At 67.4% G+C, this 24,251-nt stretch carries 25 protein-coding genes; 10 read left to right on the plus strand and 15 right to left on the minus strand.

Annotated elements, in window-relative coordinates; genetic code table 11:
• Window positions 1-29 precede the first annotated feature (29 nt).
• From pal to folD, 7 genes are all read left to right on the plus strand, one after another.
• Window positions 30-551 carry a peptidoglycan-associated lipoprotein Pal gene (pal, locus tag GH815_RS03835; RefSeq protein ID WP_153747428.1) on the plus strand — a complete coding sequence of 174 codons (522 nt, stop codon included), beginning with the start codon at window positions 30-32 and terminating at the stop codon, window positions 549-551.
• Between the two features lie 10 nt (window positions 552-561).
• Entirely contained in the window at window positions 562-1,392 is an 831-nt protein-coding gene (gene ybgF / locus GH815_RS03840; protein WP_153747429.1) for a tol-pal system protein YbgF, read from the plus strand.
• A 17-nt stretch (window positions 1,393-1,409) separates the two neighbouring features.
• Entirely contained in the window at window positions 1,410-2,609 is a 1,200-nt protein-coding gene (gene tilS, locus GH815_RS03845) for a tRNA lysidine(34) synthetase TilS (protein WP_407072162.1), read from the plus strand.
• Between the two features lie 79 nt (window positions 2,610-2,688).
• On the plus strand, window positions 2,689-4,599 hold the full coding sequence (gene ftsH / locus GH815_RS03850) for an ATP-dependent zinc metalloprotease FtsH (protein ID WP_343030648.1): 1,911 nt from the start codon (window positions 2,689-2,691) through the stop codon (window positions 4,597-4,599).
• 184 nt (window positions 4,600-4,783) lie between these two features.
• Complete coding sequence (locus GH815_RS03855) at window positions 4,784-6,460, plus strand: formate--tetrahydrofolate ligase (RefSeq protein ID WP_153747431.1); 1,677 nt, start codon at window positions 4,784-4,786, stop codon at window positions 6,458-6,460.
• A gap of 71 nt (window positions 6,461-6,531) precedes the next feature.
• On the plus strand, window positions 6,532-6,840 hold the full coding sequence (locus GH815_RS03860) for a chorismate mutase (RefSeq protein WP_153747432.1): 309 nt from the start codon (window positions 6,532-6,534) through the stop codon (window positions 6,838-6,840).
• Complete coding sequence (gene folD / locus GH815_RS03865; RefSeq protein ID WP_153747433.1) at window positions 6,837-7,739, plus strand: bifunctional methylenetetrahydrofolate dehydrogenase/methenyltetrahydrofolate cyclohydrolase FolD; 903 nt, start codon at window positions 6,837-6,839, stop codon at window positions 7,737-7,739. The genes GH815_RS03860 and folD overlap by 4 nt, the downstream gene beginning before the upstream one ends.
• Window positions 7,740-7,745: 6 nt before the next feature.
• On the opposite strand, the gene GH815_RS03870 is transcribed toward folD, so the two are convergent.
• The 5 genes from GH815_RS03870 to GH815_RS03890 all read right to left on the minus strand — a co-directional run bounded on the left by GH815_RS03870 (window position 7,746) and on the right by GH815_RS03890 (window position 12,821).
• Window positions 7,746-8,180 carry a PaaI family thioesterase gene (locus GH815_RS03870; protein WP_153747434.1) on the minus strand — a complete coding sequence of 145 codons (435 nt, stop codon included), beginning with the start codon at window positions 8,178-8,180 and terminating at the stop codon, window positions 7,746-7,748.
• A 116-nt stretch (window positions 8,181-8,296) separates the two neighbouring features.
• Complete coding sequence (gene pdeM / locus GH815_RS03875; protein WP_153747435.1) at window positions 8,297-8,971, minus strand: ligase-associated DNA damage response endonuclease PdeM; 675 nt, start codon at window positions 8,969-8,971, stop codon at window positions 8,297-8,299.
• 38 nt (window positions 8,972-9,009) lie between these two features.
• Window positions 9,010-11,412, minus strand: a complete 2,403-nt coding sequence (locus tag GH815_RS03880; protein ID WP_153747436.1) for a ligase-associated DNA damage response DEXH box helicase — start codon at window positions 11,410-11,412, stop codon at window positions 9,010-9,012.
• Between the two features lie 51 nt (window positions 11,413-11,463).
• Window positions 11,464-11,901, minus strand: coding sequence for a D-aminoacyl-tRNA deacylase (gene dtd / locus GH815_RS03885; protein WP_153747437.1), 438 nt, complete (start codon window positions 11,899-11,901; stop codon window positions 11,464-11,466).
• A complete protein-coding gene (locus tag GH815_RS03890) occupies window positions 11,898-12,821 on the minus strand; it encodes a carbohydrate kinase family protein (protein ID WP_153747438.1) in 924 nt (307 codons plus the stop codon). The genes dtd and GH815_RS03890 overlap by 4 nt, the downstream gene beginning before the upstream one ends.
• 154 nt (window positions 12,822-12,975) lie before the next feature.
• Between GH815_RS03890 and GH815_RS03895 the strand changes: the two genes are divergently transcribed.
• Window positions 12,976-13,395 (plus strand): Hsp20/alpha crystallin family protein, encoded by a 420-nt coding sequence (locus GH815_RS03895; protein WP_153747439.1) that lies wholly within the window; start codon window positions 12,976-12,978, stop codon window positions 13,393-13,395.
• 46 nt (window positions 13,396-13,441) lie between these two features.
• On the opposite strand, the gene GH815_RS03900 is transcribed toward GH815_RS03895, so the two are convergent.
• From GH815_RS03900 to GH815_RS03925, 6 genes are all read right to left on the minus strand, one after another.
• Window positions 13,442-14,578 carry a zinc ribbon domain-containing protein gene (locus tag GH815_RS03900; RefSeq protein WP_153747440.1) on the minus strand — a complete coding sequence of 379 codons (1,137 nt, stop codon included), beginning with the start codon at window positions 14,576-14,578 and terminating at the stop codon, window positions 13,442-13,444.
• Between the two features lie 18 nt (window positions 14,579-14,596).
• Window positions 14,597-15,700 carry an SPFH domain-containing protein gene (locus GH815_RS03905; RefSeq protein WP_153747441.1) on the minus strand — a complete coding sequence of 368 codons (1,104 nt, stop codon included), beginning with the start codon at window positions 15,698-15,700 and terminating at the stop codon, window positions 14,597-14,599.
• A gap of 80 nt (window positions 15,701-15,780) precedes the next feature.
• On the minus strand, window positions 15,781-16,641 hold the full coding sequence (locus GH815_RS03910; protein WP_153747442.1) for a DUF2927 domain-containing protein: 861 nt from the start codon (window positions 16,639-16,641) through the stop codon (window positions 15,781-15,783).
• 85 nt (window positions 16,642-16,726) lie between these two features.
• Window positions 16,727-17,905 (minus strand): toxic anion resistance protein, encoded by a 1,179-nt coding sequence (locus tag GH815_RS03915; RefSeq protein ID WP_153747443.1) that lies wholly within the window; start codon window positions 17,903-17,905, stop codon window positions 16,727-16,729.
• A 5-nt stretch (window positions 17,906-17,910) separates the two neighbouring features.
• Window positions 17,911-18,825, minus strand: coding sequence for a 5-bromo-4-chloroindolyl phosphate hydrolysis family protein (locus GH815_RS03920; RefSeq protein ID WP_153747444.1), 915 nt, complete (start codon window positions 18,823-18,825; stop codon window positions 17,911-17,913).
• Between the two features lie 156 nt (window positions 18,826-18,981).
• Window positions 18,982-19,785 carry a pseudouridine synthase gene (locus GH815_RS03925; protein ID WP_153747445.1) on the minus strand — a complete coding sequence of 268 codons (804 nt, stop codon included), beginning with the start codon at window positions 19,783-19,785 and terminating at the stop codon, window positions 18,982-18,984.
• 74 nt (window positions 19,786-19,859) lie between these two features.
• Between GH815_RS03925 and GH815_RS03930 the strand changes: the two genes are divergently transcribed.
• Both GH815_RS03930 and GH815_RS19515 read left to right on the plus strand, forming a co-directional pair.
• On the plus strand, window positions 19,860-20,315 hold the full coding sequence (locus GH815_RS03930; protein ID WP_153747446.1) for a nucleoside deaminase: 456 nt from the start codon (window positions 19,860-19,862) through the stop codon (window positions 20,313-20,315).
• Window positions 20,225-20,470, plus strand: a complete 246-nt coding sequence (locus tag GH815_RS19515) for a BrnA antitoxin family protein (protein WP_153747447.1) — start codon at window positions 20,225-20,227, stop codon at window positions 20,468-20,470. The genes GH815_RS03930 and GH815_RS19515 overlap by 91 nt, the downstream gene beginning before the upstream one ends.
• A 24-nt stretch (window positions 20,471-20,494) precedes the next feature.
• Here GH815_RS19515 and GH815_RS03940 read toward each other — a convergent pair whose 3' ends face one another.
• From GH815_RS03940 to ettA, 4 genes are all read right to left on the minus strand, one after another.
• Window positions 20,495-21,754 carry a RelA/SpoT domain-containing protein gene (locus GH815_RS03940; RefSeq protein ID WP_343030650.1) on the minus strand — a complete coding sequence of 420 codons (1,260 nt, stop codon included), beginning with the start codon at window positions 21,752-21,754 and terminating at the stop codon, window positions 20,495-20,497.
• Window positions 21,755-21,883: 129 nt separating this feature from the next.
• Window positions 21,884-22,105, minus strand: coding sequence for a type II toxin-antitoxin system BrnA family antitoxin (gene brnA, locus GH815_RS03945; protein WP_153747448.1), 222 nt, complete (start codon window positions 22,103-22,105; stop codon window positions 21,884-21,886).
• A complete protein-coding gene (locus GH815_RS03950; protein ID WP_153747449.1) occupies window positions 22,086-22,349 on the minus strand; it encodes a BrnT family toxin in 264 nt (87 codons plus the stop codon). Before GH815_RS03950 ends, brnA begins: the two co-directional genes overlap by 20 nt.
• 49 nt (window positions 22,350-22,398) lie before the next feature.
• Complete coding sequence (gene ettA, locus GH815_RS03955) at window positions 22,399-24,066, minus strand: energy-dependent translational throttle protein EttA (RefSeq protein ID WP_153747450.1); 1,668 nt, start codon at window positions 24,064-24,066, stop codon at window positions 22,399-22,401.
• Window positions 24,067-24,251 lie beyond the last annotated feature (185 nt).

The following is a 24,251-nucleotide window of genomic DNA, read 5'->3' on the forward strand; positions in this document are numbered from 1 at the left end:
CAATCAGGCAAGAAACAAGGAAGATCCGCATGACCACGATTTCCAAGACCCTGATGGTGGTGGCCGCGCTGGCCGTCGCCGGCTGTTCCAACCCCGACCGTTTCGGCTCTGGCAGCGGCGCCGGCTTCGGCGCGGGGGCGGGCGGCAGCGGCTATGGCATGGACGGGCTGGCCTCGGACCCGCGCTCGATTGCCTATTTCAACCAGACCGTCGGCGACCGCGTGCTGTTCGCCGTCGACCAGAGCACGCTCAGCGACACCGCGCGGACCACGCTCGACGGACAGGCGCGCTGGCTGATGGACAACCCCGAATATTCCGCCACCATCGAGGGCCATGCCGACGAACAGGGCACCCGCGAATACAACCTCGCACTTGGCGCCCGCCGGGCCAATGCGGTGCAGGAATACCTGATCTCGCGCGGCGTGGCGCCGTCGCGGCTGCGGACCGTCAGCTATGGCAAGGAACGGCCGCTGGAGATCTGCTCGAACGAGTCCTGCTATGCGCAGAACCGCCGTTCCGTGACCGTGCTCGCCGCGGGCGCGGGCGTCTGAGGGCAGGCCGATGCGGATCGCCGCCCTTCTGCTGACCGTGTCCGTCGCGCTGGGGGCGGTGCATCCCGCCGCCGCCCAGTCGCGTCAGGAAACGCTGGCCGATATCCGTCAGGAAATGTCGGTCCTTCATGTCGAGATCCAGCGGCTCAAGCGCGAGCTGTCCACCACCGGCTCGCCGGGGGGTGTGGCGGGCGGCGGTTCGGCGCTGCAACGGCTCGACCTGATCGAGCAGGAATTGCAGCGGCTGACCGCCCGGACCGAGGATCTGGAGTTCCGCATCCAGCGGATCGTCGAGGATGGCACGCGGCGGATCGGCGATCTGGAATTCCGGCTGGTCGAGCTTGAAGGCGGCGATGTCAGCAAGTTGGGCCAGACCACCACGCTGGGCGGCGAGGGGGTGGCGCGCTCTGCCCCCGTGCTGACGCCTGCGCCCGCGATCTCGAACGGGGCGCAGCTTGCCATCGGCGAACGGGCCGATTTCGACGCGGCAAAGGCCGCGCTGGAGGGCGGCGATGCCGCAACGGCCGCCGCGCGCCTTGCGGCCTTTACCGAAGCCTATCCCGGCAGCCCCCTGTCGGGCGAGGCGCATTTCCTGCGCGGCGAGGCGCTGACCGCGCAGGGCGACACCTCGGGCGCGGCGCGGGCCTATCTGGACAGCTTCTCGGGCAGCCCGGACGGGCCGCGCGCGGCAACGGCGCTGTACCGGCTGGGGTTGGCGCTGGACGGGCTGGGCCAGCGGCGCGAGGCATGCGTCACGCTGACCGAGGTCGGCACCCGGTTTTCCGGCAGCCCCGAGGCGGAACAGGCGCGTTCCGCGATGGACGCCATCGGGTGCAACTGAGCCCCGTCGCCCGCGCTTTGGAGGTGGCCCTGTCCGCCTCCTGCGCGGGTGATGCGCCGCTCGGGGTTGCGGTCTCGGGCGGGGGGGATTCCGTGGCGCTGCTGCTGGCGCTGGCCGGGCGCCGGGTGCATGCCGTCACCGTCGATCATGGCCTCAGGCCCGGGGCAGCCGCCGAAGCCCAATTCGTGGCCGGGATCTGCGCCCGGCTTGGCCTGCGGCATGACACGCTGCGCTGGCAGGGCTGGGACGGGCAGGGCAATCTTCAGGATTCGGCGCGCCGGGCGCGCTATCGGCTGATCGCCGACTGGGCGGCGGCGCAGGGGATCGGGCGGGTGGCCCTTGGCCATACGCGCGACGATCAGGCCGAAACGGTGCTGATGCGGCTTGCGCGCGGGGCAGGGGTGGACGGGCTGTCGGCCATGGCCCCCCGGCGTGAGTCCCTGGGCGTGACATGGCTGCGGCCATTGCTTGGCCTGTCGCGGGCCGATCTGCGCGCCTACCTGGCCGAGCGTGGGCAGGGCTGGATCGAGGATCCCTCGAACGAGGATGCCCGCTTCGACCGGGTGCAGGCCCGCCGGACGCTGGCCGCGCTGGCGCCCCTTGGGATCACCGCCGAGGGGTTGGCGGAGACCGCTGCGCGCATGGGGACGGCCCGCGCAGCGCTGGAGGCGGCGACGCTGGAGGCGGCGGGGCGGGTGGCGCGCGAGGATCGGGGCGATGTGGTCCTGTCCCGCGCCGGGCTTGACGCGCTGCAAGGCGAGATCGCGCGGCGCCTGCTGGTCGCGTCGCTCTGCTGGGTCGCCTCCTCCGAATATCCGCCGCGCGCCGAGGCGCTGGCCGAAACGCTGGCCGCCCTGGGCAGCGCGCCCCGCGCCACGCTGCATGGCTGCCTGATCGCGCGCGAAACAGACGACCTGCGGATCGGGCGCGAACCGGCCGCACTGGCCGGAACGGTCGCCCCCGCGGGCGCGCTTTGGGACGGGCGCTGGTGGCTGGACGGCCCCGCCGAGCCGGGGCTTGAGATTCGCGCCCTGGGCGAGGGGGGGCTTGCGGCCTGTCCCGACTGGCGCGCAACCGGGCTGCCGCGCGCCTCGCTTCTGGCCGCTCCGGCGGTCTGGCGGGGGGCGCACCTGGTCGCGGCGCCGCTGGCGGGGCTTTGCAACGGCTGGCAGGCCCGGCTTGCGACGACGTTAAGCCAGCGGATCATCTCGCATTGAACATGACCGCGTGATCGCTATCTTAAGCCGACGGGGGGACTCCGCGGTCCGCCCGAGCCGTCATGTCAAGGAGTACGCCGTGGGCAACGCGCGACAAATCGCATTCTGGGTGGTCCTGTTCCTGCTGATCCTCGCCCTGTTCAACCTGTTCAGCGGCGGCCAGGGGGCCATGTCGTCGCGCTCGGTCAGCTATACCGAATTCCTGCGCAGCGTCGAAAGCGGCGAGGTGTCCAGCGTGACGCTGGATGGCGAACGCGCCGTGATCCGTGCGAATGATGGCACCACGGTCACCACGATCATTCCCAAGGGCGCGGATATCACCGACCGCCTGCTGGCGCGCAATGTCGACGTGCGCGCCGAGCCGCAGGAGCAAAGCGGCATCCTGGCCTATATCGGCACGCTTCTGCCCTTCATCATCCTGATCGGCATCTGGCTGTTCCTGATGAACCGCATGCAGGGCGGCGGGCGCGGCGGCGCGATGGGCTTTGGCAAGTCCAAGGCCAAGCTGCTGACCGAAAAGCATGGCCGCGTTACCTTCGATGATGTGGCGGGCATCGACGAGGCCAAGGAAGAGCTGGAAGAGATCGTCGAGTTCCTGCGCAACCCGCAGAAATTCAGCCGCCTGGGCGGCAAGATCCCGAAAGGCGCGCTGCTGGTCGGCCCGCCCGGCACCGGCAAGACGCTGCTGGCGCGCGCCATCGCGGGCGAGGCGGGCGTGCCGTTCTTCACCATCTCGGGCTCGGACTTCGTGGAAATGTTCGTCGGTGTCGGCGCCTCGCGCGTGCGCGACATGTTCGAGCAGGCCAAGAAGAATGCGCCCTGCATCGTCTTCATCGACGAGATCGACGCGGTCGGCCGGTCGCGCGGCGTGGGCTATGGCGGCGGCAATGACGAGCGCGAGCAGACGCTGAACCAGCTTCTGGTCGAGATGGACGGGTTCGAGGCGAACGAGGGCATCATCATCGTCGCCGCCACCAACCGCCCCGACGTACTGGACCCCGCGCTGCTGCGGCCCGGCCGCTTCGACCGTCAGGTGCAGGTGCCCAACCCCGACATCAAGGGCCGCGAAAAGATACTGTCCGTGCATGCCCGCAAGGTGCCGCTGGGCCCCGACGTGGACCTGCGCATCATCGCGCGCGGCACGCCCGGCTTCTCGGGCGCGGATCTGGCCAACCTGGTGAACGAGGCGGCGCTGATGGCCGCGCGCGTCGGTCGGCGCTTTGTCACGATGGAGGATTTCGAGAACGCCAAGGACAAGGTGATGATGGGCGCCGAGCGGCGGTCCATGGTCATGTCCGAGGACGAGAAGAAGCTGACCGCCTATCACGAGGCGGGCCATGCGGTCGTCGGCCTGAACGTGCCCCAGCATGACCCGATCCACAAGGCCACGATCATTCCGCGCGGCCGCGCGCTGGGTCTGGTGCTGTCGCTGCCCGAGCGCGACCAGCTTTCGGTCAGCTACACCAAGTACAAGTCCAAGATCGCCATGGCGATGGGCGGACGCGTGGCCGAGGAACTGGTCTTCGGGCGCGAGAACGTGACCAGCGGCGCGGCCAGCGACATCCAGCAGGTCAGCCGGATCGCGCGGGCGATGGTGACCCAGTTCGGCTTTGCCGAGGAACTGGGCTATATCGACTACGCGAACGAGCGGGAAAGCTATCTGGGCAGCTATGGCGGCGGCGCGCAGCATTCGGCGGCAACGCAGAAGCTGATCGACGACAAGGTAAAGCAACTGGTCGACGAGGGCTACGAGACCGCCAAGCGCATCCTGACCGAAAAGCGCGACGATCTTGAACGGCTGGCGCAGGGTCTTCTGGAATACGAGACGCTGACCGGCTCGGAGATCACCAAGGTCATCGCGGGCGAAGCGCTCAGCCGGGGCGAGGATGATGCCCCGCCGCCCAAGGGGGGCAACACGCCCTCGGTCACGGCGATTCCGAAGACCAAGCCGCGGCCCAAGCCGGGGCTGGAACCCGAACCGCTGGCGTGATCCTTTCGCGCTGAAGGACCGAAGCCCCGGAACCCGTGAAGGTTCCGGGGCTTTCGTTTGCGCCCCGGTCTTGATCGGCTGGCGCAGGCGCGTCGCTTGGGCGCCCTAATCCTTATGTATGCTGGTCCTGCCCGCCTCCTGCCGCTATCTCTGGCAAAAAGCGGCCTGGAGGGAGGAACAGGACATGGCCCCGAAATCCGATATCGAGATCGCCCGCGCGGCGCAGAAGCGTCCGATCCAGCAGATCGGCGCGTCGCTGGGCATCCCCGAGGGCGATCTGCTGCCCTATGGCCATGACAAGGCCAAGGTCGGGGCGGACTTCATCGCGGGGCTGAAGGAACGGCCGAACGGCAAGCTGATCCTCGTGACCGCGATCAACCCGACGCCTGCGGGCGAGGGCAAGACGACGACGACGGTGGGGCTGGGCGACGGGCTGGCGCGGATCGGCAAGAAGGCCGCGATCTGCATCCGCGAAGCCTCGCTCGGGCCATGCTTCGGGATGAAGGGGGGTGCTGCGGGCGGCGGTTATGCGCAGGTCGTGCCGATGGAGGACATGAACCTTCATTTCACCGGCGATTTCCACGCGATCACGTCGGCCCACAACCTGCTGGCGGCGATGATCGACAACCATATCTACTGGGGCAACGCGCTTGGCATCGACCAGCGCCGCGTGACCTGGCGGCGCGTGATGGACATGAACGACCGGGCGCTGCGCGACATGGTCTGTTCGCTGGGCGGCGTGGCGAATGGCTATCCGCGCCAGACCGGCTTCGATATCACCGTCGCCTCCGAAGTCATGGCGATCCTGTGTCTTGCGACCGACATCCATGACCTGCAAAAGCGTCTGGGCGACATCATCGTGGGCTATACCGCCGAGCGCGCCCCGGTCCACGCCCGTGACCTGAAGGCGGACGGCGCGATGACGGTGCTGCTGAAGGATGCGTTGCAGCCGAACCTGGTGCAGACGCTGGAGAACACGCCCGCCTTCGTGCATGGCGGGCCGTTCGCCAATATCGCGCATGGCTGCAATTCCGTCATGGCGACCACCACGGCGCTGAAACTGGCCGATTACGTCGTGACCGAAGCCGGGTTTGGGGCCGATCTGGGCGCCGAGAAGTTCATGAACATCAAGTGCCGCAAGGCCGGGCTGGCGCCCTCTGCGGTGGTGATCGTGGCGACCGTGCGCGCGCTGAAAATGAATGGCGGCGTGGCCAAGGCCGATCTGGGGGCCGAGAACGTGGCCGCGGTCACGGCAGGCTGTGCCAATCTGGGCCGCCATATCGAGAATGTGAAATCCTTTGGCGTTCCGGCTGTCGTCGCGATCAACCATTTCGCCGGCGATACCGAGGCCGAGATCGCGGCCGTGCAGGACTATGCCTCGCATCAGGGCGCCGAGGCGATCCTGTGCCGACACTGGGCCGATGGCAGCGCGGGCATCGAGGCGCTGGCGCAGCGCGTCGTGGCACTGGCCGAGGCCGATCATCACGGCTTCGCGCCGCTTTATCCCGACGAGATGGGTCTGTTCCACAAGATCGAGACAATCGCCAAACGCATCTATCGCGCGGGCGAGGTGATCGCCGACAAGAAGATCCGCGACCAGTTGCATGCCTGGGAACAGGTGGGCTATGGCCATCTGCCGATCTGCATGGCCAAGACGCAATATTCCTTTACCACCGATCCGAATGTCCGCGGCGCGCCCGAGGATCATTCCGTGCCGGTGCGCGAGGTGCGGCTGGCCGCAGGGGCGGGCTTCGTCGTGGCGATCTGCGGCGAGATCATGACCATGCCCGGCCTGCCCAGCAGACCGGCGGCCGAGACCATCGGGCTGAACCCCGAGGGCCAGATCGAGGGGCTGTTCTGAGGGCTGCATTGCAGCCCGCGGGGCGGCGCGGTAACAGGGGCGGGACCAAGGAGCGACGCAAGGAAACGCCGATGATCCCGCCCGAATCCTGCCGGAGCATGGAGGAGTTGCGCGCCCAGATCGACGCGCTGGACGGCGATCTGGTGGCACGGCTGGCCGAACGCGCGCGCTATATCGACCGGGCGGCGGAACTGAAACCGGCCGAGGGGCTGCCCGCCCGGATCGGCCCGCGCATCGACGAGGTGATCGCCAGGGTCCGGGCGCGCGCCGCGGCAGAGGGGCTGGACCCCGAACTTGTGGAACGGCTCTGGCGCGAGCTGATCGAATGGTCGATCGCGCGCGAGGAGGTGGCGATGGGACAAGGGGAGACGAAGGCATGAGTGCGGAGATCATCGACGGCAAGGCATTCGCCGCCACGATCCGCGGCAAGGTGGCCGAGCATGTGGCGCGGCTGCGGACCGAACACGGGCTGACGCCGGGGCTGGCGGTGGTGCTGGTGGGCGAGGATCCGGCCAGCCAGGTCTATGTGCGCAACAAGGGCCAGCAGACCGAGGAATCGGGCATGGCCTCGTTCGAGCATCGCCTGCCCGCCGAGACCTCCGAGGCCGAATTGCTGGCGCTGATCGCCCGGCTGAACGCGGCGCCAGCGGTGCATGGGATCCTCGTGCAATTGCCGCTGCCCGATCATATCGACTCGGCCAAGGTTCTGGACGCGATTGATCCGGCCAAGGATGTCGATGGCTTCCACATCTCGAATGTCGGGCTGCTGGCGACGGGGCAGAAGGCGCTGGTGCCCTGCACGCCGCTGGGCTGCCTGATGCTGTTGCGCGACCGGCATGGCTCGCTTGCGGGGATGGATGCGGTGGTCGTCGGGCGGTCGAACATCGTTGGCAAGCCGATGGCCCAGCTTCTGCTGCGCGACAGTGCGACCGTGACCATCGCCCATTCCCGCACCCGCGATCTGGCCGGGGTGTGCCGCCGCGCCGATATCCTGGTGGCCGCGGTGGGCCGGCCCGAGATGATCCCCGGCGACTGGATCAAGCCCGGCGCCACGGTGATCGACGTGGGCATCAACCGCATTCCCGCCCCCGAAAAGGGCGAGGGCAAGTCGCGGCTGGTGGGGGATGTGCATTTCGACAGCGCCGTGCAGGTCGCGGGCGCGATCACGCCGGTTCCCGGCGGCGTCGGGCCGATGACGATTGCCTGCCTGCTGGCCAATACCCTGACCGCGTTTTGCCGCGCGCATGGTCTGGCCGAGCCCGAGGGGCTGACCGCCTGAGCGCGCTCAGGCGCTGACCGGCACCATCGTCCCCAGCAGCGTCGCCACATGGCAGCGCGTTCCGTCCTGTTCGGCATGGACATCGGCGCGCGCCACCATCAGCCGCTTGCCCGCCCGCACCACCTCGCCCCGCGCGATCAGCCGCGTGCCTGTCGCGGGGGCAAGCAGGTGGATCGTCATTTCGCTGGTCACGACTTCCTGCCCCGGCGCCATCAGGCTCAGCGCCGCATAGCCCGCCGCGCTGTCGCCTAGCGAAAAGGTCAGCCCGGCATGGGCCATGCCCTGCTGCTGGCCGAATTCGGGCCGGATCGGGGCGGCGATCTCGACCAGACCCGGGGCGAGCGCGACGATCTCCGCGCCGATGGTCCGCATCATGGCCTGAAGGGCAAAGCTGGCCCGGACGGTTTCGGCATAATCGGGATTGCGCGGGGCATGGCTCATTCGGACGTGTCTCCGGTTCCGGTCGGGCAAAGCCTAGCGCGGCCCCGCAAAGCCGGACAAGACAGGGGACAGGCCCCGGCAGGGGATGACGCTGCGGAACGGACCTGACGTGCCTCTCAGCGGGCGCGTCCGGGGCGCATCGGAACCGCCAGCGCCCGCGGCCCCGTCAGGATCGCGACCGCGCCCGGCCCCATCAGCGCGTCCAGCACCGGCGCGTCACTGGCAAGCCCGCCGGTATAGGCACCAAAGGCGGGCAGGATCACGCGGGCCGCATCGGCCAGGAAACAGGGCCGCGACACGCGCCGCCCGCCAAGGGAAAGACGCGCCTTGGGGTGGTAATGGCCCGAGATCTCGGCGGTTTCGCCGGGCCGCGCGATATGGCGGAAGGTTAGCGGCCCTTGGCGCATTTCGGCCAGATGGGTGCCGGGCAGGGTGGCGGGGCCGGGGTCGTGATTGCCCGCGATCCAGACCCAGCGCCGCCCCGCCATCAGCCGCAACAGCCGGTCCTCGGCACCCGGCGGCAGGGCGCGGGCGGCGGCATCATCGTCGAAACTGTCGCCCAGACAGACCACGACCTGCGGCGCGGTGCGGGCGATCTCGGCCTCCAGCCGGGTCAGCGTTTCGGCGCTGTCATAGGGCGGCAGCAGCGTGCCGCCGCGCCGCGCCAGCCGCTCGGCCTTGCCCAGATGCAGATCCGCCACCGCCAGCAGCCCCGCCTCGGCCCAGTAAAGCGCGCCCGAGGGCAGGGCGGACAGAAGGGCGCCGGACAGGGTGAGGGGATGGGCGGTCATGGCCCGTCTTCCCGCGAAAGCGCGCGCGCCGCAAGGGCTCAGGCCAGCCCCGCCTCGGCCATCAGACGGTCCGCCGCCGCGTCGATCAGGCGCTGTTCCGCCGCGCCCTGAACCGGGATGCGCCCGGCCTCAAGGAACAGCGGCGCGGCCAGCGGGGTGACGCGGGGGCGGCGCACATGGTCGATGCGGCCCTTGACGCGGGCCAGCATCGCCTCGATCCGGCCGAAATCGACCAGCCCCTTCATCGCCTCTTCGCGGGTGATGTCCAGCATCAGGTGGCCGGGGTCGTATTTCATCAGCGTGTCATACAGGATGTCCGAGGAAAACGTCGCCTGCCGCCCGGTCTTGCGCGTGCCGGGCAGGTTGCGCGCGATCAGGCCCGCGATCACGGCCGAACTGCGGAAGGTGCGCTTCATCACGGCATTGCCCGCAAGCCAGCTCTCGAACGCGGCGCGCAGTCCGGTGGCGTCCAGCAGATCGGCCGGTGCCGTCACCTCGTCCAGCCCCCAGACCAGCGTGGCATAATCGGTCGCGACGAAACCCAAGGGCGCCAGCCCCGCCGACTCCATCCGCTGCGTGACCAGAAGGCCCAGCGTCTGCTGCGCGTTCCGGCCCGCGAAACCGTAGATGCACAGATGCTGCCGCCCCTCATGCGGGAAGGTCTCGACCAGCAGCCGGTCGCGTTCGGGCAGGCGCGAGACATCCCGTTGCAGCGCCAGCCATTCGGCTGTGTGGGCGGGCAGGTCGGGCCAGTCGGGCGCGCGGAACATGGTCAGGATGCGGTCCGACAGGCGCGTGGAGGTGGCGAACTTGGTGCCCGCGAAGACCGCGATCTTCGGCTCGCGCCCGGGGCTGCGGCTGACCTCGACCACCATCTCGCGCAGGCCCTCGTAGCGGACGACCTGCCCGCCGATCAGAAAGCTGTCGCCCGGGGTCAGCGTGGCGGCAAAGGCTTCCTCGATCTCGCCCAGCGCCGCGCCGCCGCGGGCGGGCTTGAGGCGCACCTTCAGCTTTTCCTCCTCGACGATGGTGCCGAGGTTCATCCGGATCGCCTGCGCGGCGCGCGGATCGCGCAACGCCCAGCGCCCGTCGGGCTGGCGTTTCAGCCGTTGCCAACGGTCATAGGCGCGCAGCGCATAGCCCCCCGTCGCCGCGAAATCGAGACAGGCATCGAAGCGCGCGCGCGTCAGCCCGGCATAGGGGCCAGCGGTCGTGACCTCGGCGAACAGGGCGTCCGCGTCGAACGGCCCGGCGGCGGCGCTGGCCAGGATATGCTGGCAGAGCACGTCGCCGGGACCGGGGCCGCGCGGCTCGCCATCCAGATCGTTCTCGCGCACCGCTTGCAGCGCTGCGACACATTCCACCACCTCGAAGCGGTTCGCGGGCACCAGCAACGCCTTGGATGGCGCGTTGTAGCGGTGGTTCGCCCGCCCGATCCGCTGCACCAGCCGCTTGACGTTCTTTGGCGCACCGACCTGGATCACCAGATCGACATCGCCCCAGTCGATGCCCAGATCCAGCGAGCCGGTGCAGACCACCGCGCGCAACTGGCCCGCTGCCATCGCCTGTTCCACCTTTTCGCGCGCCTCGCGCGACAGGCTGCCATGGTGGATCGCGACGGGCAGGGCGTCCTCGTTCGCCAGCCAGAGGTCGCGAAAGAACAGCTCTGCCTGCGCGCGGGTGTTGTGAAAGATCAGCGTCGTGCGGTGGCGCGCGATCTGGTCCAGCACCGCCGGGATCGCATAGCGCCCGCCGCCACCCGCCCAGGGCGGGGCCGCGCCGGTGTCGAGAATCGCGATATCGGGGGCGGGGCCGGGATCGGCGGTCAGGATCTCGCAGGGGTCGGGGCGGCGGGCGAGGAAGCGGGCCAGCGCGGGCGGATCCTCGACGGTGGCCGACAGCCCGACGCGGCGCAGCCCGGGGCAGAGCGAGGACAGCCGCGCGAGCCCCAGCATCAACTGATCGCCGCGCTTGGATTCCGCCAGCGCGTGGATCTCGTCGACGATCACGCGCTTCAGCCCGGCAAAGATGCGCGGCGCATCCTCGTAGGACAGAAGCAGCGCCAGACTTTCGGGCGTGGTCAGCAGGATATGCGGCGAGTCGGCGCGCTGGCGGCGGCGCTGGGTCCGGGTCGTGTCGCCGGTGCGATCCTCGATGCGGATGGGCAGGCCCATCTCCTCGACGGGGCGGCGCAGGTTGCGCCCGATATCCGCGGTCAGCGCCTTGAGGGGCGAGATATAGAGGGTATGCAGCCCGGGGGCGGGACCTTTGGCAATCTCGGCCAGCGTCGGCAGGAACCCCGCCAGCGTCTTGCCGCCCCCGGTCGGCGCGATCAGCAACAGCGCGGGCGCCCCGGCGCGGTCCAGCATCGCGCGCTGGTGGGGGTGGATGGTCCAGCCGCGCGCGGCAAACCAGCGTTCAAAGGTCTCGGGCATCTGCATCAGCCGGTTCTAGCGCAGGCGCGGGCCGATTTCATGCCGCAATCGCGGGGTCTAGGACTCGATCCAGATCGTCACCGGCCCGTCATTGACCAGCGAAACCTTCATGTCGGCCCCGAACCGCCCCTTTGCCACCGGCACGCCCTGCGCGGCCAGCGCCCGGACGAAATGCTCGTAAAGCCGTTCGCCCTGCTCGGGCGGGGCGGCGGCGGAAAAGCCGGGGCGGTTCCCGCGCGAGGTGTCGGCGGCCAGCGTGAACTGGCTGATGACCAGCGCCGCGCCGCCGGTATCCAGCACCGACAGGTTCATCTTGCCGTCCGCGTCGCGGAAGATGCGCATGCGGGCGATCCGCGCGGCCAGCTTTTCGGCCTCGGCCTCGGTATCGGCGGTCATGGCGCATACAAGGATCATCAGCCCCGGACCGATCTGGCCCAGAACCTCGCCATCGACGCGCACCGCGGCCTCGCTGACGCGCTGGACAAGCGCCCTCATGCCAGTTCCTCGCGCCAGGGCGGGTTCGCGCCCGCGCGGCTGACGGTGATCGCCGCGGCCCGCGTCGCCAGATCCAGCGCGCCGACAAGGGCGGCATGCGACAGGCAGGCAAGCCCCGGTTTCGACAGATGCCCCCCGGCCCTGAGTGCTGCCAGAATCCCCGCGTTGAACGTGTCGCCCGCGCCGACCGTATCGACCGCGTCGACGGGGCGGGCGGGGCATTCGGCCTCGGCATTGCGGGCAAAGGCGCGGGCACCCTCGGCCCCCAGCGTCAGCACCACCAGTTGCGGGCCGCGCGTCAGCAGATCGCGGGCGAGCATCCCGGCGTCGCCCGGACCCAGCAGCCAGCGCAGATCGTCAAGCGACAGCTTGACGATATCGGCCGCCGCGATCATCGCCGCAAGGCGCGTGCGCAGGGCGGCTTCGTCGCCGGCGAAACCGGGGCGGATATTGGGGTCGAGCATCGTCACCCGCGCCCCCGCCTCGCGCAGCATCAGCGCCTCATAGGCTGCGCCGCAGGGCTCGACCGCCAGCGAGATGCCACCGAAGAACAGCGCCTCGATGCGGTCGGGCAGGGCGGGCAGATCGGCAGTGGTCAACATCCGCCCGGCCGTGTTCTCGTCGTAGAAGGCATAGCTGGCCTGACCGTCGCTCAGCGCGACGAAGGCCAGTGTCGTCGGCCGGGCCGAGCGGATCGCAAACCCCGCATCGACCCCCGAGGCGATCAGCGCCCGGTCCAGCATCTGGCCGAACAGATCCCTCGACAGCCCCGAAAGGAACCCGGTCGGCGCGCCCAGCCGTCCCAGCGCGATCGCGGTGTTGAAGACCGACCCGCCCGGCAGCGGCACAAAGGCCGCCTCGCCCGCGTCGGTCCGGCCGGGCAGCATGTCGATCAGGGCCTCGCCTGCACAAAGGATCATGGCGCATCTCCTTGCCTTGCCCCAGCCATACCCGGCCGCGCGCCCCGGCGCAAACCCGCCGCGCGGCCCCGCGCCTTGACGGCCGTCAACGACAGGCGGCCCCGGGCGGGGAATCCTGCGGCCATCGCAAAGGTCCACAAGACAGGAGGTCGAGATGGTCGAGAAATCGCACAGCACGGGCTTCTGGCCCTCGCTTTACGAGCCGTTTCGGGGGCTTGGCGCGCGGGTGGCCGACTGGTTCGCGCCCGCATCCGAGGCATCGGTCGATGATGACGGCTACAGCATCCGGATGGAATTGCCGGGGGTCGCGGAAAAGGACGTCAAGGTATCGCTGGCCGATGGTGTCGTCACCGTGCGCGGCGAAAAGCAGTCGAGCCGCGAGGAAAAGGGCGAGACCTGGTATTTCAGCGAACGCGAATACGGGTCATTCTCGCGCAGCTTCCGGCTGCCGCCCGATGCCGATGCAGGCGCCGTCAAGGCCGACCTCAAGGATGGCGTGCTGACGGTCAGCGTGGGCAAGAAGGCACCGGGCCCGGCAACAACCGGCACCGAGATCCCGATCGGACGGAACTGAGGGCGCCAGGGCGGTCCGGGGCAGGCGATGGCGCCCCGGACCGCCCTTATTGCCACTCGATCATGCCCACGGCCCCCTGATCGAGCGCCACCAGATAGCCCACCGCGCCCGCAAGGATCAGGCCCAGAGCCACGGCCAGCGCGATCTTCCAGACCGACCAGGGCCGTTCGCCCTGTACCCGTCCGGTGCGCCCGTTGACGACAAAGCGATAGCTCTTGCCGCGATAGCGATAGGCCGCCAGCCAGACCGGCAGCAGGATATGCTTGAAGGTGACGTCGGAAACCTCGGTCTCCAGCCGGTCGATGCGTTGCTGGTCGCCGCCGATATCGGCCGCCACATCGCGCCGGATTACCCGGTCCATGATCGCGCGCGCCGTTCCGAAGCCCTGTTCCAGCCCGACCGTGTAGCCCTCGGCCCCGAACCCCGCGAGATAGTCGGGCCGGTAGGGTTCCAGCCCCGCCAGATCCCAGGGTTGCAGCCCGTCGGTATGGCGCTGCGGCAGGCTGGTCGAGCCCAGCACCAGCACATCGTCGAAATCCCGCGCCACCCGGCCCGAAACCGGGCTCCAGCGGATCGTCTGCACCCGCTCGGCCTGGCGCTGGCCGTTGCGCATGACCATCCGCGTCTCGTAATGGATCGTACCGCGCGCGCCGGAATAGCGTGACCGTGTCTGCGCGTCATAGGTCCAGAAGGGGACATAGATGCCCTGCATCGGCCGGCCGCGGCGGGCATAGTCCCGCAGCCCGTTCGGCGCGAACCACAGCCGCCCCAGCCAGTCGGTCATCGCCTTGTGGGCCTGACGTTCGCTCAGCGCAAAGGGCAGCACGGCCTGCGGCTTGATCCGGCGCTGGCGGCCGGTATCGGTGACCACGGGGGTTGCGCAGAACGGACAGGCCCCGGCATGGGTCTGGTCGTCCAGTTCGATTTCGGCGCCGCAATTGGGGCATTTGAGCCGCCGCACCTCCTCCATCTCGGCGGCGGGCAGGGCGGCGGCCAGCGCGGCGCGATAGTCCAGCTCGTGCAGATGCCCGTCATCCGGCCCCGCCCCCGGGATCGGCTGGACATGGCCGCAATGGGCACAGACCAGATGCCGTGCGCCCGGATCAAAGCGCAGGCTTGCGCCGCACTGGTCGCAGGGGAAACGGTGGTCGTGGGGCGCGGGCGGGGGCGCGGTGTCGTGCATGGGGCGCAGGCGGCGCGATCAGGCGTCGGGCGGGGGCGGCGGGGGCGCGACGGTGAAAAGCTGGGCAAGCTCCGTCACCTCCTCGGCGCGTTTCCAGCCGTCCTGGCCCTGGGTCCAGACAAAGGTTTCGCGCAGAAGCGTGCCCGCCATCGCCATCCGCCCCAGATCGGCCCTGGAGAATGGCCCCTTCGTCTCGCCCCGCTCGGCGATATGCCAGACATGCTCGACCGGCGGGGGCGGGGGCGGGGTGGCGCCCGGCACCGGCCCCCATGGCCCCTGCTGCGCGATCTGCGCGCCCATCGCCATGCCCATCCCGGCGCCCAGCCCCGCGGCCATGCCGCTGCCTGCCTGGCCTTGGGCCGATGTCATCGCCTCGGCCGCCGAATATTGCGTGAACCGGCCCAGATCGCCCGCGATCCCCATCGAGGTGCGCTTGTCCAGCGCCTTTTCCACCTCGGGCGGCAGGCTGATATTCTCGATGTAGAATTCGGGCATGCTGAGCCCGTATGCCTCCAGCGTCTTCGAGACCTCGGTCGCGATCAGCCGGCCCAGATCGTCGGTATTCGCCGCCATGTCCAGCACCGGGATGCCGGACCGCGCGATCACCCGGCTGAATTCCTGCACGATGATGTTGCGGATCTGAAAGGCGATCTCGTCGCGGGTGAACTCGCCATCGGTGCCGACGATCTCGACCATGAAGCGGGCGGGGTCGGTGACGCGGATCGCGCAGGTTCCGAAGGCGCGCAGCCGCAGCGGCCCGAATTCCGGATCGCGCAGCATCACCGGGTTGCGGGTGCCCCATTTCAGCCCGGGAAAGCGGGTGGTGGCGACGAAATAGATCTCGGACTTGAAGGGCGAGCGGAAGCCATGATCCCAGTGCTGAAGCGTGGTCAGCACCGGCATGTTGTTGGTTTCCAGCATGTAGAGCCCGGGCGTGAACACATCGGCCAGTTGCCCCTCATGGACAAAGACGGCCGCCTGCCCCTCGCGCACGGTCAGCTTGGCGCCATACTTGATCGCATGGCCCTGCCGCTCGAACCGCCAGACCATGGTATCGCGGGTGTCGTCCACCCAATGGATGACGTCGATGAACTCGCCGGACAGGAAGTCGAAGATGCGCATGGTGTGATCCTCCGGGTCGGGTTGCCCCGAGTATAGTCACGCGGCAACGGTCAGGTCACGCACAAGCGCCGCAGTGCCGGTCAACTCTCCCCCCCCATCAGCTCGACTGAGATGGTCTCGACGATGGGGCGGGCCTCGGGTTCGCGCATGCCGGGGCGCAGGCGGCGGTCGTAGAGGATGCGCAGCAGCAATTCGTCATGCGGGGTGAGCAGCGCGAATTCCTCGTCATCGTTGAAGATCGAGGGCCGCGCGGCCGGGCTGTCATTGGCCAGACCCATCCCCTGGGCCAGTTCCTCGTGGATGCAGGACCGGCGCAGCCGGTCGGGATGCTCGGCCCGGATCACCGCGACGGCGCGGGAATAGACGCTCGCGTCACCGCGCGAGAACGCGAGCACCAGGCAGAAGGTCGAGCGCGGCATCCCCTCGATGGTGCGCACGGCAGTATTGTCGATGCCGGGCACCATCATGCGCAGGCTGGGTCCGATGACGCGGCGCTCGTCCTCGTTCAGGATCAGGACGTGGAAATTCGCCTGTTCTGGATCGGTCGTGCGGATCGGCAGCCCGGTCAGCCGCGACAGCCGGTCCGCGAAGGCGTTGATCTCGGCGGTGGCCTTGGCGCGCTGCGCTTCGGGCACCGTGTCGCCAAAGACCAGCCCCAGCCCGACCGGCTGTTCCCAGCGCCGCAGGCGGCTGGGGGTTTCGCGCGGGACAAGCGCGCCCGCGCGCGGAACATATTCGTCATACAGCGCGATGCGGATGAAGTTCTCGACCACATCGCGGCGCGTGAAGGGCACATCGCGGGCCGAACTGTCGGTGCGCAGCAGCCCGCGCGACAGCAGATCGGCCTCGACCCGCTCGAAATGGCGGGCGATCGCCTCGCTTTCGGGCGAGGGGGCGGGGGTCACGATCTCGGGGCGCGGCATCGGGCGCGGGCTGGTCATCGGGGGCGCAACCTGACAGCCGGCCAGCGCCCCCAGAACAATGCCGGAAAGAAGAACGGAACGAACGCGAGGGCTCACGGGGGTCTCAGACCCCCGGAACGGCGCCCGCGCCCTGGGCGCGGGACTTGGCGGCGGCCAGCGTGTCGCGCAGGTCGGCCTCCATCTTCTTCAGGTCTTCCTCGGCCCGGGCGCGGCGGGTCTTGCCCTCGTCCGCGATCTGAAGGCTTTCCTCGATGGTGGCGACCAGCGCGGCATTGGCCTTCTTGACCGCCTCGATGTCGAACACGCCGCGCTCCATTTCCTCGCGCACGATCCTGTTGGCCTCGCGCAGGTTCTCGGCATTGGCCGTCAGCAACTCGTTGGTCAGGTCCGAGGCCGCGCGCACCGCCTTGGCGGCCTCTTTCGAACGCTGGATCGTCACCGCCTGGGCCAACTGGGTTTCCCAGAGCGGCACGGTATTGACCAGCGTCGAGTTGATCTTGGTGACCAGCGACTTGTCGTTTTCCTGCACCAGCCGGATCGAGGGCAGCGACTGCATCGTGACCTGGCGGGTCAGCTTCAGATCATGCACGCGGCGTTCCAGATCGTCGCGCGCGGCGCGCAGATCGCGCAATTCCTGGGCGCGCATCACCTGGTCGTTCTCGGGTGCGGCACTCACCGCGGCCTCGCGCGCGGGGATGTCGCGATTGTCCAGATCGGCCAGCTTGGCCTCTCCGGCCGCGATGTAAAGCGCCAGCTCGTCATAGAAGCCCAGCGTCTTTTCATAAAGCTTGTCCAGCGACTTGATGTCCTTGAGCAGCCGGTGTTCGTGGGTCAGCAGATCGTCGGTGATCTTGTCGATCTGGTCCTGGACCGTCTCGAACTGGGCCATGAAATTCGCGATGGGCTGGGCGCGGCGGGTCAGCTTTTCCCACCAGCTGCGCTTGCGCCCGGCATCCAGTTCCGCGACCGAGAATCCGCGGATGGTGGTGACGATCTCGCGCAAGCTGTCGCCCGCAGGCCCCACATCCTTGTTGCGCACATCGGCCAGCATCGCCTGGCTGATCTGCTGCAATTCCGCCTGCGCCGACGCCCCGAAGGCGATGATCGAGCCGCTATCGGCCATGTCGATCTCGGCCATGCGGGTGCGGATGCCCAGCGCCTGCTTGTCGTCGGCGGCGGCCAGCGGAACCACCTCGGCCGCAGGGGCGGGCAGGATCACGGCGCTCAGTTGCTCGACCTCGGAAAGGGCGGCCTGGGCTTTCTGTCTGACGGTCTCGGACATGGGTCTCAATCTCCCGAATTTGGCGTCGCGGGGGCAGCGCGCACGCCTTCACGCTGCAACCTGTCGCGCAGCACTTCAATCTCGATATCCAGATCGGCGCGGTCATCCAGCAGGAGCGTCCGCGTGCGCGCCGTGAAATTCTCCTCCAGATCACTCAGCAGCGCCTCGTAATCGGCCCGTGCGCCCGCGTCGCGGGTGCGGGCATAAAGCTCGGAGAACTTGACCGTCGCATCGCGCGCGCCCAGCAGATAGACCACCAGATAGCGCCGCGCGGCGGTCAGGTCGCGGGGGTCGTTCTCGACGGTGCGGAACATCTCGCGCACAGTGCCCTGAAACCGCTCGACCCGCGCCTCAAGCCGCCGGTCGCCCGCGCGGGCGATGGCATCGCTCATCGTGCGCAGGTGCTTTTCGGCCTCGTCGATCACGCGGGCCACCCGCTCGCGTTGCAGGCTGTCGGCGCCCTCGATCCCCTTGTCGCGCATCGGATCGACCCCGAAGGCGGCGCTGTGCAGCACCACGCCCAGAACCGCAAAGATCGCGGGCGCCAGAAACCCCGCCCCGGGCGCCATGCCCGCCAGGAACAGCCCCGCCCCGGTCAGCGCCGAGCCGAACATCTTGCGCGGGATCGCCGGGCGGCGGGCCACCTTGCGCGCGGCCCAGGCATCCTCGGCCTTCAGCCCCTCGCGCGTCAGCCAGGCCGCCAGCAGCAGCACGCCCAGCGCCATCAGCGTCAGCGCCATGCCCGTCGGATCGGACAGGAAGGCACGCGGCACCAGCGCCAGCGGCGCCACGAACATCAGGTTCGCCCGCCCCCGTGCCCGCGCGGCGCGCTGGCCATGGAACGGGTGACGCGGCGGCAGCGCGGTCCCCTCGCCGGGCCGCGGATCGGGGCTGTATTTCCCGCCAAAGCGCTGCGCCATCAGCCGCCCCCCATGATCGCCACATAGAGGACCAGCGCGACCAGCAGGAAGAACGCCAGTTTCTGAAGCCCGGATTCGGACATCGACCCATCCCGTTTCGCTCTCCCCACCATATGGGATGCGAGCGCGTTGCGAAAAGCAAGCCCGACGCGGGTTTCAGACCCGTTTCGGCGGCCTGGTCTTGCGGGCCGTGCGCTTGGGGCGCTGGGTTGTCGTCGGCTGGAAGTCGCGGTCAAGGCCCAACTGGTCGCGCAACACGCGCGAGCGGACCTCCTCGACCTCGCCGGGTTTCAACTCGCCCAGCCGGAACGGGCCATAGCCCACCCGGATCAGCCGGTTCACGACCAGCCCGACCGCCTCCATCGCGCGGCGGATCTCGCGGTTCCGGCCCTCGCGGATGCCCACGGTCAGCCAGGCATTCGCCCCTTGCTGGCGGTCAAGGCTCACCTCCATCGGCTGGAACCGCTCGCCCTCGACGGTGAGGCCCGCGCGCAGGGGCGCCAGCGTCTCGTCCGAGGGCGCGCCCTTGACCCGCACGCGGTACTTGCGCAGCCAGCCGGTCGCGGGCAGTTCCAGCCGCCGCTTGATCTCGCCATCATTGGTCAGCAGCAAGAGCCCCTCGGAATTGAGGTCGAGCCGGCCCACCGACATCACCCGCGGCATGTCCTCGGGCAGGGCGTCAAAGACGGTGGGGCGGCCCTTTTCGTCCTTCGCGGTGGTCACCAGCCCGCTGGGCTTGTGATAAAGCCACAGCCGGGGCGGTTCGGCCTCGGCGATGGGCTGGCCGTCGACCTCGATCCGGTCGCTGGCGGTCACGTTCAGCGCGGGGCTGTCGATCCGCTTGCCGTTGACCGCGACGCGGCCGGCCTCGATCATCCGCTCGGCCTCGCGGCGCGAGGCGATGCCGGCCCGCGCCAGCACCTTGGCGATACGCTCGCCCTGTGGGGTATCCTGTTCCATGCGCCCCGTTTACGCGGGTTTCAGGGCGTGGGAAAGCGGCTTGCGCGGGGGCATGGCAGGGGCGATGAAGGCGCATGAGCCCGTTTCGCAGCCATATGGAAACCGCCCTTGCCGAAGCCCGCGCCGCCGCCGAACGGGGCGAGGTGCCGGTGGGCGCGGTGGTCGTCTCGCCCCGGGGCGATGTGGTCGCCGCCGCAGGCAACCGCACGATCGAGTTGCGCGACCCGACGGCGCATGCCGAGATCCTGGCGATCCGGGCGGCCTGTCAGGTGCTGGGGTCAGAGCGACTGGCAGGCTGCGACCTCTATGTGACGCTCGAACCCTGCCCGATGTGCGCCTCGGCGATCAGCCAGGCACGGATAGCGCGGCTTTACTATGGCACGGCAGACCCGAAATCGGGCGGCGTGTCCCAGGGCCCGCGCGTGTTCGAGCATCCGCAATGCCACCATGTCCCGGAAATCTACGACGGGATCAACGCAGCCGAGGCCGAGCGGCTTCTGAAAACCTTCTTCGCCGCGCGCCGCCCGTAAGCGCCCGATTGGATCCGGTGGCCAAGTTCTACCGCGCCAACGGGCGCGGCTATCAGGCGCTGATCAATGACGTGCTGAACGCCCATGAGCAACTGCGGCTGGCCAAGGTGATCGAGGGGATCGAGGACAAGGGGCCGAGTGGGGAGCCGGTGTGAGGGAGATGTCTGTAGGTCAACCCATCACACAAGATCGGCAATTTCGCCGTTCTTCTTGATGTCCAGCGATATCGGATCGCTTCCAATAATAAAGCCTCGATCACGTAACACCTGAAGGCTATAGTCAAAGGAAGCGATGTTCTGGCAATAATGATTCTTAAGGGTCTGGACTTTTATTGTGTTCTTTCCCCAATATCGGCGACGCTTAAGTGTTGATAGAATGCGTCGAGCGCCAACATCCATAGACATTCTGGATGAAAGCCCAATAATAGAGCTGTCCATTGCCTCAAGAGCCTCATTGTGGTGCTCAATTCCAAAATAGTGGCTGTGTGTGTGTCTGACGGTGGAAATGTCTGAGGAGCCAATCATCACGACTTCATATTTCTCTTCCTCAGGGAAATCTAATTCGTATCTGGTATATTTTTCGATCGCTTGATCGGCATCTCTTCCCACAACATCCCAGGTGACGAAGTTTCCGTCTGTCCAGTCAAAAACTAAAATCCAATTACTTAGCTCTTCGCCTCCATGCCCTTCTTTCTCGGCCATGGTCTTGATGATTCCTTCGTTGACAAAGCCGGAAAGGTTTCGTCCGTCGCGGGACGCCGAGATGATTGCTTCTGCAAGCTGCCTTTCCTGTTCAAAGGCGATCTCGTACTCCCGCGAAATCGATCTTCCATTTTCAATAGAAAAAAGAACGTCTGAGAATGTCTTGAAATATTGTATTACCTCGGGATCGCCTTCTTTTTCCTTGAGGCGATACCCATAAATTACAAATGTGCGCTCTATGCTTTCTGACCAATAGTGTTGAATGCGACTACGTAGTTGCAATTCAATTTTGTATCCATCAATATCGAGGATGAAATGAAAGGCTCGGTATCCAGTGTCGTCGCGGCCCATCTCCCGGTAATCAGTTTTTCGCACTACATCATAGGTTTCTTCATTAAACTTCTTCTCGAGAAACTCAATGAGTCTATCGACATCTGAATTTGATTCAACAATAATGCGTGCGCCGCCGATATCTTGAAGTTGGGTCAGGCGGACAGATAGCCTGCGTAGTTTGCGCAGTATTTGCGGCTGCCTCTTTAGGCGTTGCGCAATATAGTACTCGCCGCCGTATGTTTGGAGCCAACGTTGCAGTTCAAGTGTAAGACGGGTAAGGGGCGCAAGGTGTTCCTTTCGGAAGTCGGCGAAAACAAAATCTAGTTTTAGAGCGGTTTCATCATATTCTCGTTTTGGGTCGGATAAAATCCGACCCGCTTTGTCGATTTCTGATTTTGAGGGCACCGCTCTCTACCTCGCAAACTTCTTGTACTTCACCCGCTTCGGCTCGACCGAATCCGGCCCGAGACGCCTGATCTTGCCTTCCTCATAGGCGGCGAAGTTGCCTTCGTACCATTCGACACGAGCCTCACCCTATTCCAGCTTTTCCGCGATCCACATCTTGATCAGCGCCTGCCGGGTGATGCCCAGATGGGCGGCGCGGGCGTCCAACCCGTCGACCATCCAGGCGGGGAAATCGACGTTGACGCGCCGGGGCTCGCGATTGGGGCGGACAGCCTTGCCCCAATCGACATGTTCGGAGATGTCGCCGCCCTCGTCGAAAAGGCGGTCGAACTCAGCGGCCTTGATAGGCATCGATCTCGTCTCCTCTCGCGCGGCGGACCGAGATGATCCGGACCGTCCCGTTTCTCAGCGTGTAAACCGCCGTCCAGTGTCGGCCGCCGATGCGACCAACGGCCAGCCAGCGCGGTTCATCCTCGCTCCGCGCCGGTGCCGCGATCAGCGCATCGTCCAACCAGAGCGCCTGGGCGTCGTCGAAGTCGATCCCGTGCTTGGCGAGGTTCGCGGCGCTTTTCGCGGGGTCGTATTCGAAGATCATCGGTCAGTATGGGGTCGAAAAGGTATGGTTTCAATACCTTTTGGCCCCATCAGCGGGCAAACTTCTTGTACTTCACCCGCTTCGGCTCGACCGAATCCGGCCCCAGACGCCTGATCTTGTCTTCCTCATAGGCGGCGAAGTTACCCTCGAACCATTCGACACGGGCCTCGCCCTCGAAGGCCAGGATATGGGTGCAGAGCCGGTCGAGGAAGAAGCGGTCGTGGCTGATGATGACGGCGCAGCCTGCGAAATCCTCCAGCGCGGCTTCGAGGGCCTGAAGCGTCTCGACGTCCAGATCGTTGGTGGGTTCGTCCAGCAGCAGCACGTTGCCGCCGGATTTCAGCAGTTTCGCCATGTGGACGCGGTTGCGCTCGCCGCCCGACAGCAGCCCCACCTTCTTCTGCTGGTCGCCGCCCTTGAAGTTGAAGGACGAGCAATAGGCGCGGGAATTGACCTCGGCATCGCCCAGCACCACGATATCCAGCCCGTCCGAGATCTCCTCCCACACGGTCTTGTTCGCGTCCAGCGCGTCGCGGGACTGGTCGACATAGGACAGTTTCACCGTGTCGCCGAACGTGATGGTCCCCGCGTCGGGCTGTTCCTGCCCGGTCAGCATGCGAAACAGCGTGGACTTGCCCGCGCCGTTGGGGCCGATCACGCCGACGATGCCGCCGGGGGGCAGCGCGAAGGACAGATCCTCGATCAGCAGCCGGTCGCCATAGCCCTTGCGCAGGCCCTCGACCTCGATCACCTTGCCGCCCAGGCGCGGGCCGTTGGGGATGATGATCTGGGCGCGCGCGAGTTTCTCGCGTTCGGACTGGCCGGCCAGTTCCTCATAGGCCTGAATCCGGGCCTTGGATTTCGCCTGCCGGGCCTTCTGGCCTGCGCGGATCCAGTCAAGTTCGCGTTCCAGCGTCTTCTGCCGGGCCTTGTCCTCGCGCGCCTCTTGCGACAGGCGCTTGGCCTTCTGTTCCAGCCAGTCGGAATAATTGCCCTCATAGGGGATGCCGCGGCCGCGGTCGAGTTCCAGGATCCAGCCGGTGATGTCGTCCAGGAAATAGCGGTCATGGGTGACGATCAGGATCGTGCCCTTGTAGTCGATCAGGTGGCTTTGCAGCCAGGCGACGGTTTCGGCGTCGAGATGGTTGGTGGGTTCGTCCAGCAGCAGCATGTCGGGGGCTTCGAGCAGCAGCTTGCACAGCGCCACCCGGCGCCGTTCGCCGCCCGACAGCGTGGTGACATCCGCATCGTCGGGCGGGCAGCGCAGCGCCTCCATCGCGACATCGATCTGGCTGTCGAGATCCCACAGGTTTTCCGCGTCGATCTGGTCCTGAAGGGCGGTCATCTCCTCCATCAGTTCGTCGGAATAGTTCTCGGCGACCTGCATGGCGATCTCGTTGAAGCGGTCCAGCTTGGCCTTCTTGGCCGCGACCCCCTCCATCACGTTGCCGCGGACATTCAGCGCGGGGTCAAGCTCGGGCTCCTGCGGCAGATAGCCGACGCGCGCACCCTTGGCGGCCCAGGCCTCGCCCGAGAAATCCTTGTCCCAGCCCGCCATGATGCGCAGCAGCGTCGATTTCCCCGCGCCGTTGACGCCGACAACGCCGATCTTGACGCCCGGAAGGAAGTTCAGGCGGATGTTTTCAAAGCACTTCTTGCCGCCCGGATAGGTCTTGGAGACGCCGTCCATGTGGTAGACATACTGATAGGAAGCCATCGCGAACCGTCCTTCGGGTTGGGTATCTGGGTTGCCCGGTGACATAGCCGGTCCGGGGGGCGAGGGCAATGCGGGGGGCGATGGCCGGGTGGTGGGTTGGCACCCACCCTAGGCTCCAGACTCATTGATCGTCAAAGCCAGAACAGGACGGTTGCGGCGAGGGCGATGGCGGAAAGGAAGGTCTT

Source organism: Rhodovulum strictum (genome assembly GCF_009649175.1).
Taxonomy (GTDB): domain Bacteria; phylum Pseudomonadota; class Alphaproteobacteria; order Rhodobacterales; family Rhodobacteraceae; genus Rhodovulum; species Rhodovulum strictum.

Excerpts from the sequence above, each read along its gene's own strand:
- GH815_RS03900 (WP_153747440.1), bottom strand. The coding sequence starts at position 14,578 with ATGCACGACACCGCGCCCCCGCCCGCGCCCCACGACCACCGTTTCCCC.
- ybgF (WP_153747429.1), top strand. The coding sequence starts at position 562 with ATGCGGATCGCCGCCCTTCTGCTGACCGTGTCCGTCGCGCTGGGGGCG.
- GH815_RS19515 (WP_153747447.1), top strand. The coding sequence starts at position 20,225 with ATGCCACCATGTCCCGGAAATCTACGACGGGATCAACGCAGCCGAGGC.
- GH815_RS03925 (WP_153747445.1), bottom strand. The coding sequence starts at position 19,785 with ATGGAACAGGATACCCCACAGGGCGAGCGTATCGCCAAGGTGCTGGCG.
- dtd (WP_153747437.1), bottom strand. The coding sequence starts at position 11,901 with ATGAGGGCGCTTGTCCAGCGCGTCAGCGAGGCCGCGGTGCGCGTCGAT.
- GH815_RS03910 (WP_153747442.1), bottom strand. The coding sequence starts at position 16,641 with ATGACCAGCCCGCGCCCGATGCCGCGCCCCGAGATCGTGACCCCCGCC.
- brnA (WP_153747448.1), bottom strand. The coding sequence starts at position 22,105 with ATGCCTATCAAGGCCGCTGAGTTCGACCGCCTTTTCGACGAGGGCGGC.
- GH815_RS03920 (WP_153747444.1), bottom strand. The coding sequence starts at position 18,825 with ATGGCGCAGCGCTTTGGCGGGAAATACAGCCCCGATCCGCGGCCCGGC.
- GH815_RS03880 (WP_153747436.1), bottom strand. The coding sequence starts at position 11,412 with ATGCAGATGCCCGAGACCTTTGAACGCTGGTTTGCCGCGCGCGGCTGG.
- GH815_RS03890 (WP_153747438.1), bottom strand. The coding sequence starts at position 12,821 with ATGATCCTTTGTGCAGGCGAGGCCCTGATCGACATGCTGCCCGGCCGG.
- GH815_RS03870 (WP_153747434.1), bottom strand. The coding sequence starts at position 8,180 with ATGAGCCATGCCCCGCGCAATCCCGATTATGCCGAAACCGTCCGGGCC.
- GH815_RS03855 (WP_153747431.1), top strand. The coding sequence starts at position 4,784 with ATGGCCCCGAAATCCGATATCGAGATCGCCCGCGCGGCGCAGAAGCGT.
- GH815_RS03895 (WP_153747439.1), top strand. The coding sequence starts at position 12,976 with ATGGTCGAGAAATCGCACAGCACGGGCTTCTGGCCCTCGCTTTACGAG.
- folD (WP_153747433.1), top strand. The coding sequence starts at position 6,837 with ATGAGTGCGGAGATCATCGACGGCAAGGCATTCGCCGCCACGATCCGC.
- pdeM (WP_153747435.1), bottom strand. The coding sequence starts at position 8,971 with ATGACCGCCCATCCCCTCACCCTGTCCGGCGCCCTTCTGTCCGCCCTG.
- ettA (WP_153747450.1), bottom strand. The coding sequence starts at position 24,066 with ATGGCTTCCTATCAGTATGTCTACCACATGGACGGCGTCTCCAAGACC.
- GH815_RS03915 (WP_153747443.1), bottom strand. The coding sequence starts at position 17,905 with ATGTCCGAGACCGTCAGACAGAAAGCCCAGGCCGCCCTTTCCGAGGTC.
- GH815_RS03950 (WP_153747449.1), bottom strand. The coding sequence starts at position 22,349 with ATGATCTTCGAATACGACCCCGCGAAAAGCGCCGCGAACCTCGCCAAG.
- GH815_RS03930 (WP_153747446.1), top strand. The coding sequence starts at position 19,860 with ATGAGCCCGTTTCGCAGCCATATGGAAACCGCCCTTGCCGAAGCCCGC.
- GH815_RS03860 (WP_153747432.1), top strand. The coding sequence starts at position 6,532 with ATGATCCCGCCCGAATCCTGCCGGAGCATGGAGGAGTTGCGCGCCCAG.
- GH815_RS03905 (WP_153747441.1), bottom strand. The coding sequence starts at position 15,700 with ATGCGCATCTTCGACTTCCTGTCCGGCGAGTTCATCGACGTCATCCAT.
- pal (WP_153747428.1), top strand. The coding sequence starts at position 30 with ATGACCACGATTTCCAAGACCCTGATGGTGGTGGCCGCGCTGGCCGTC.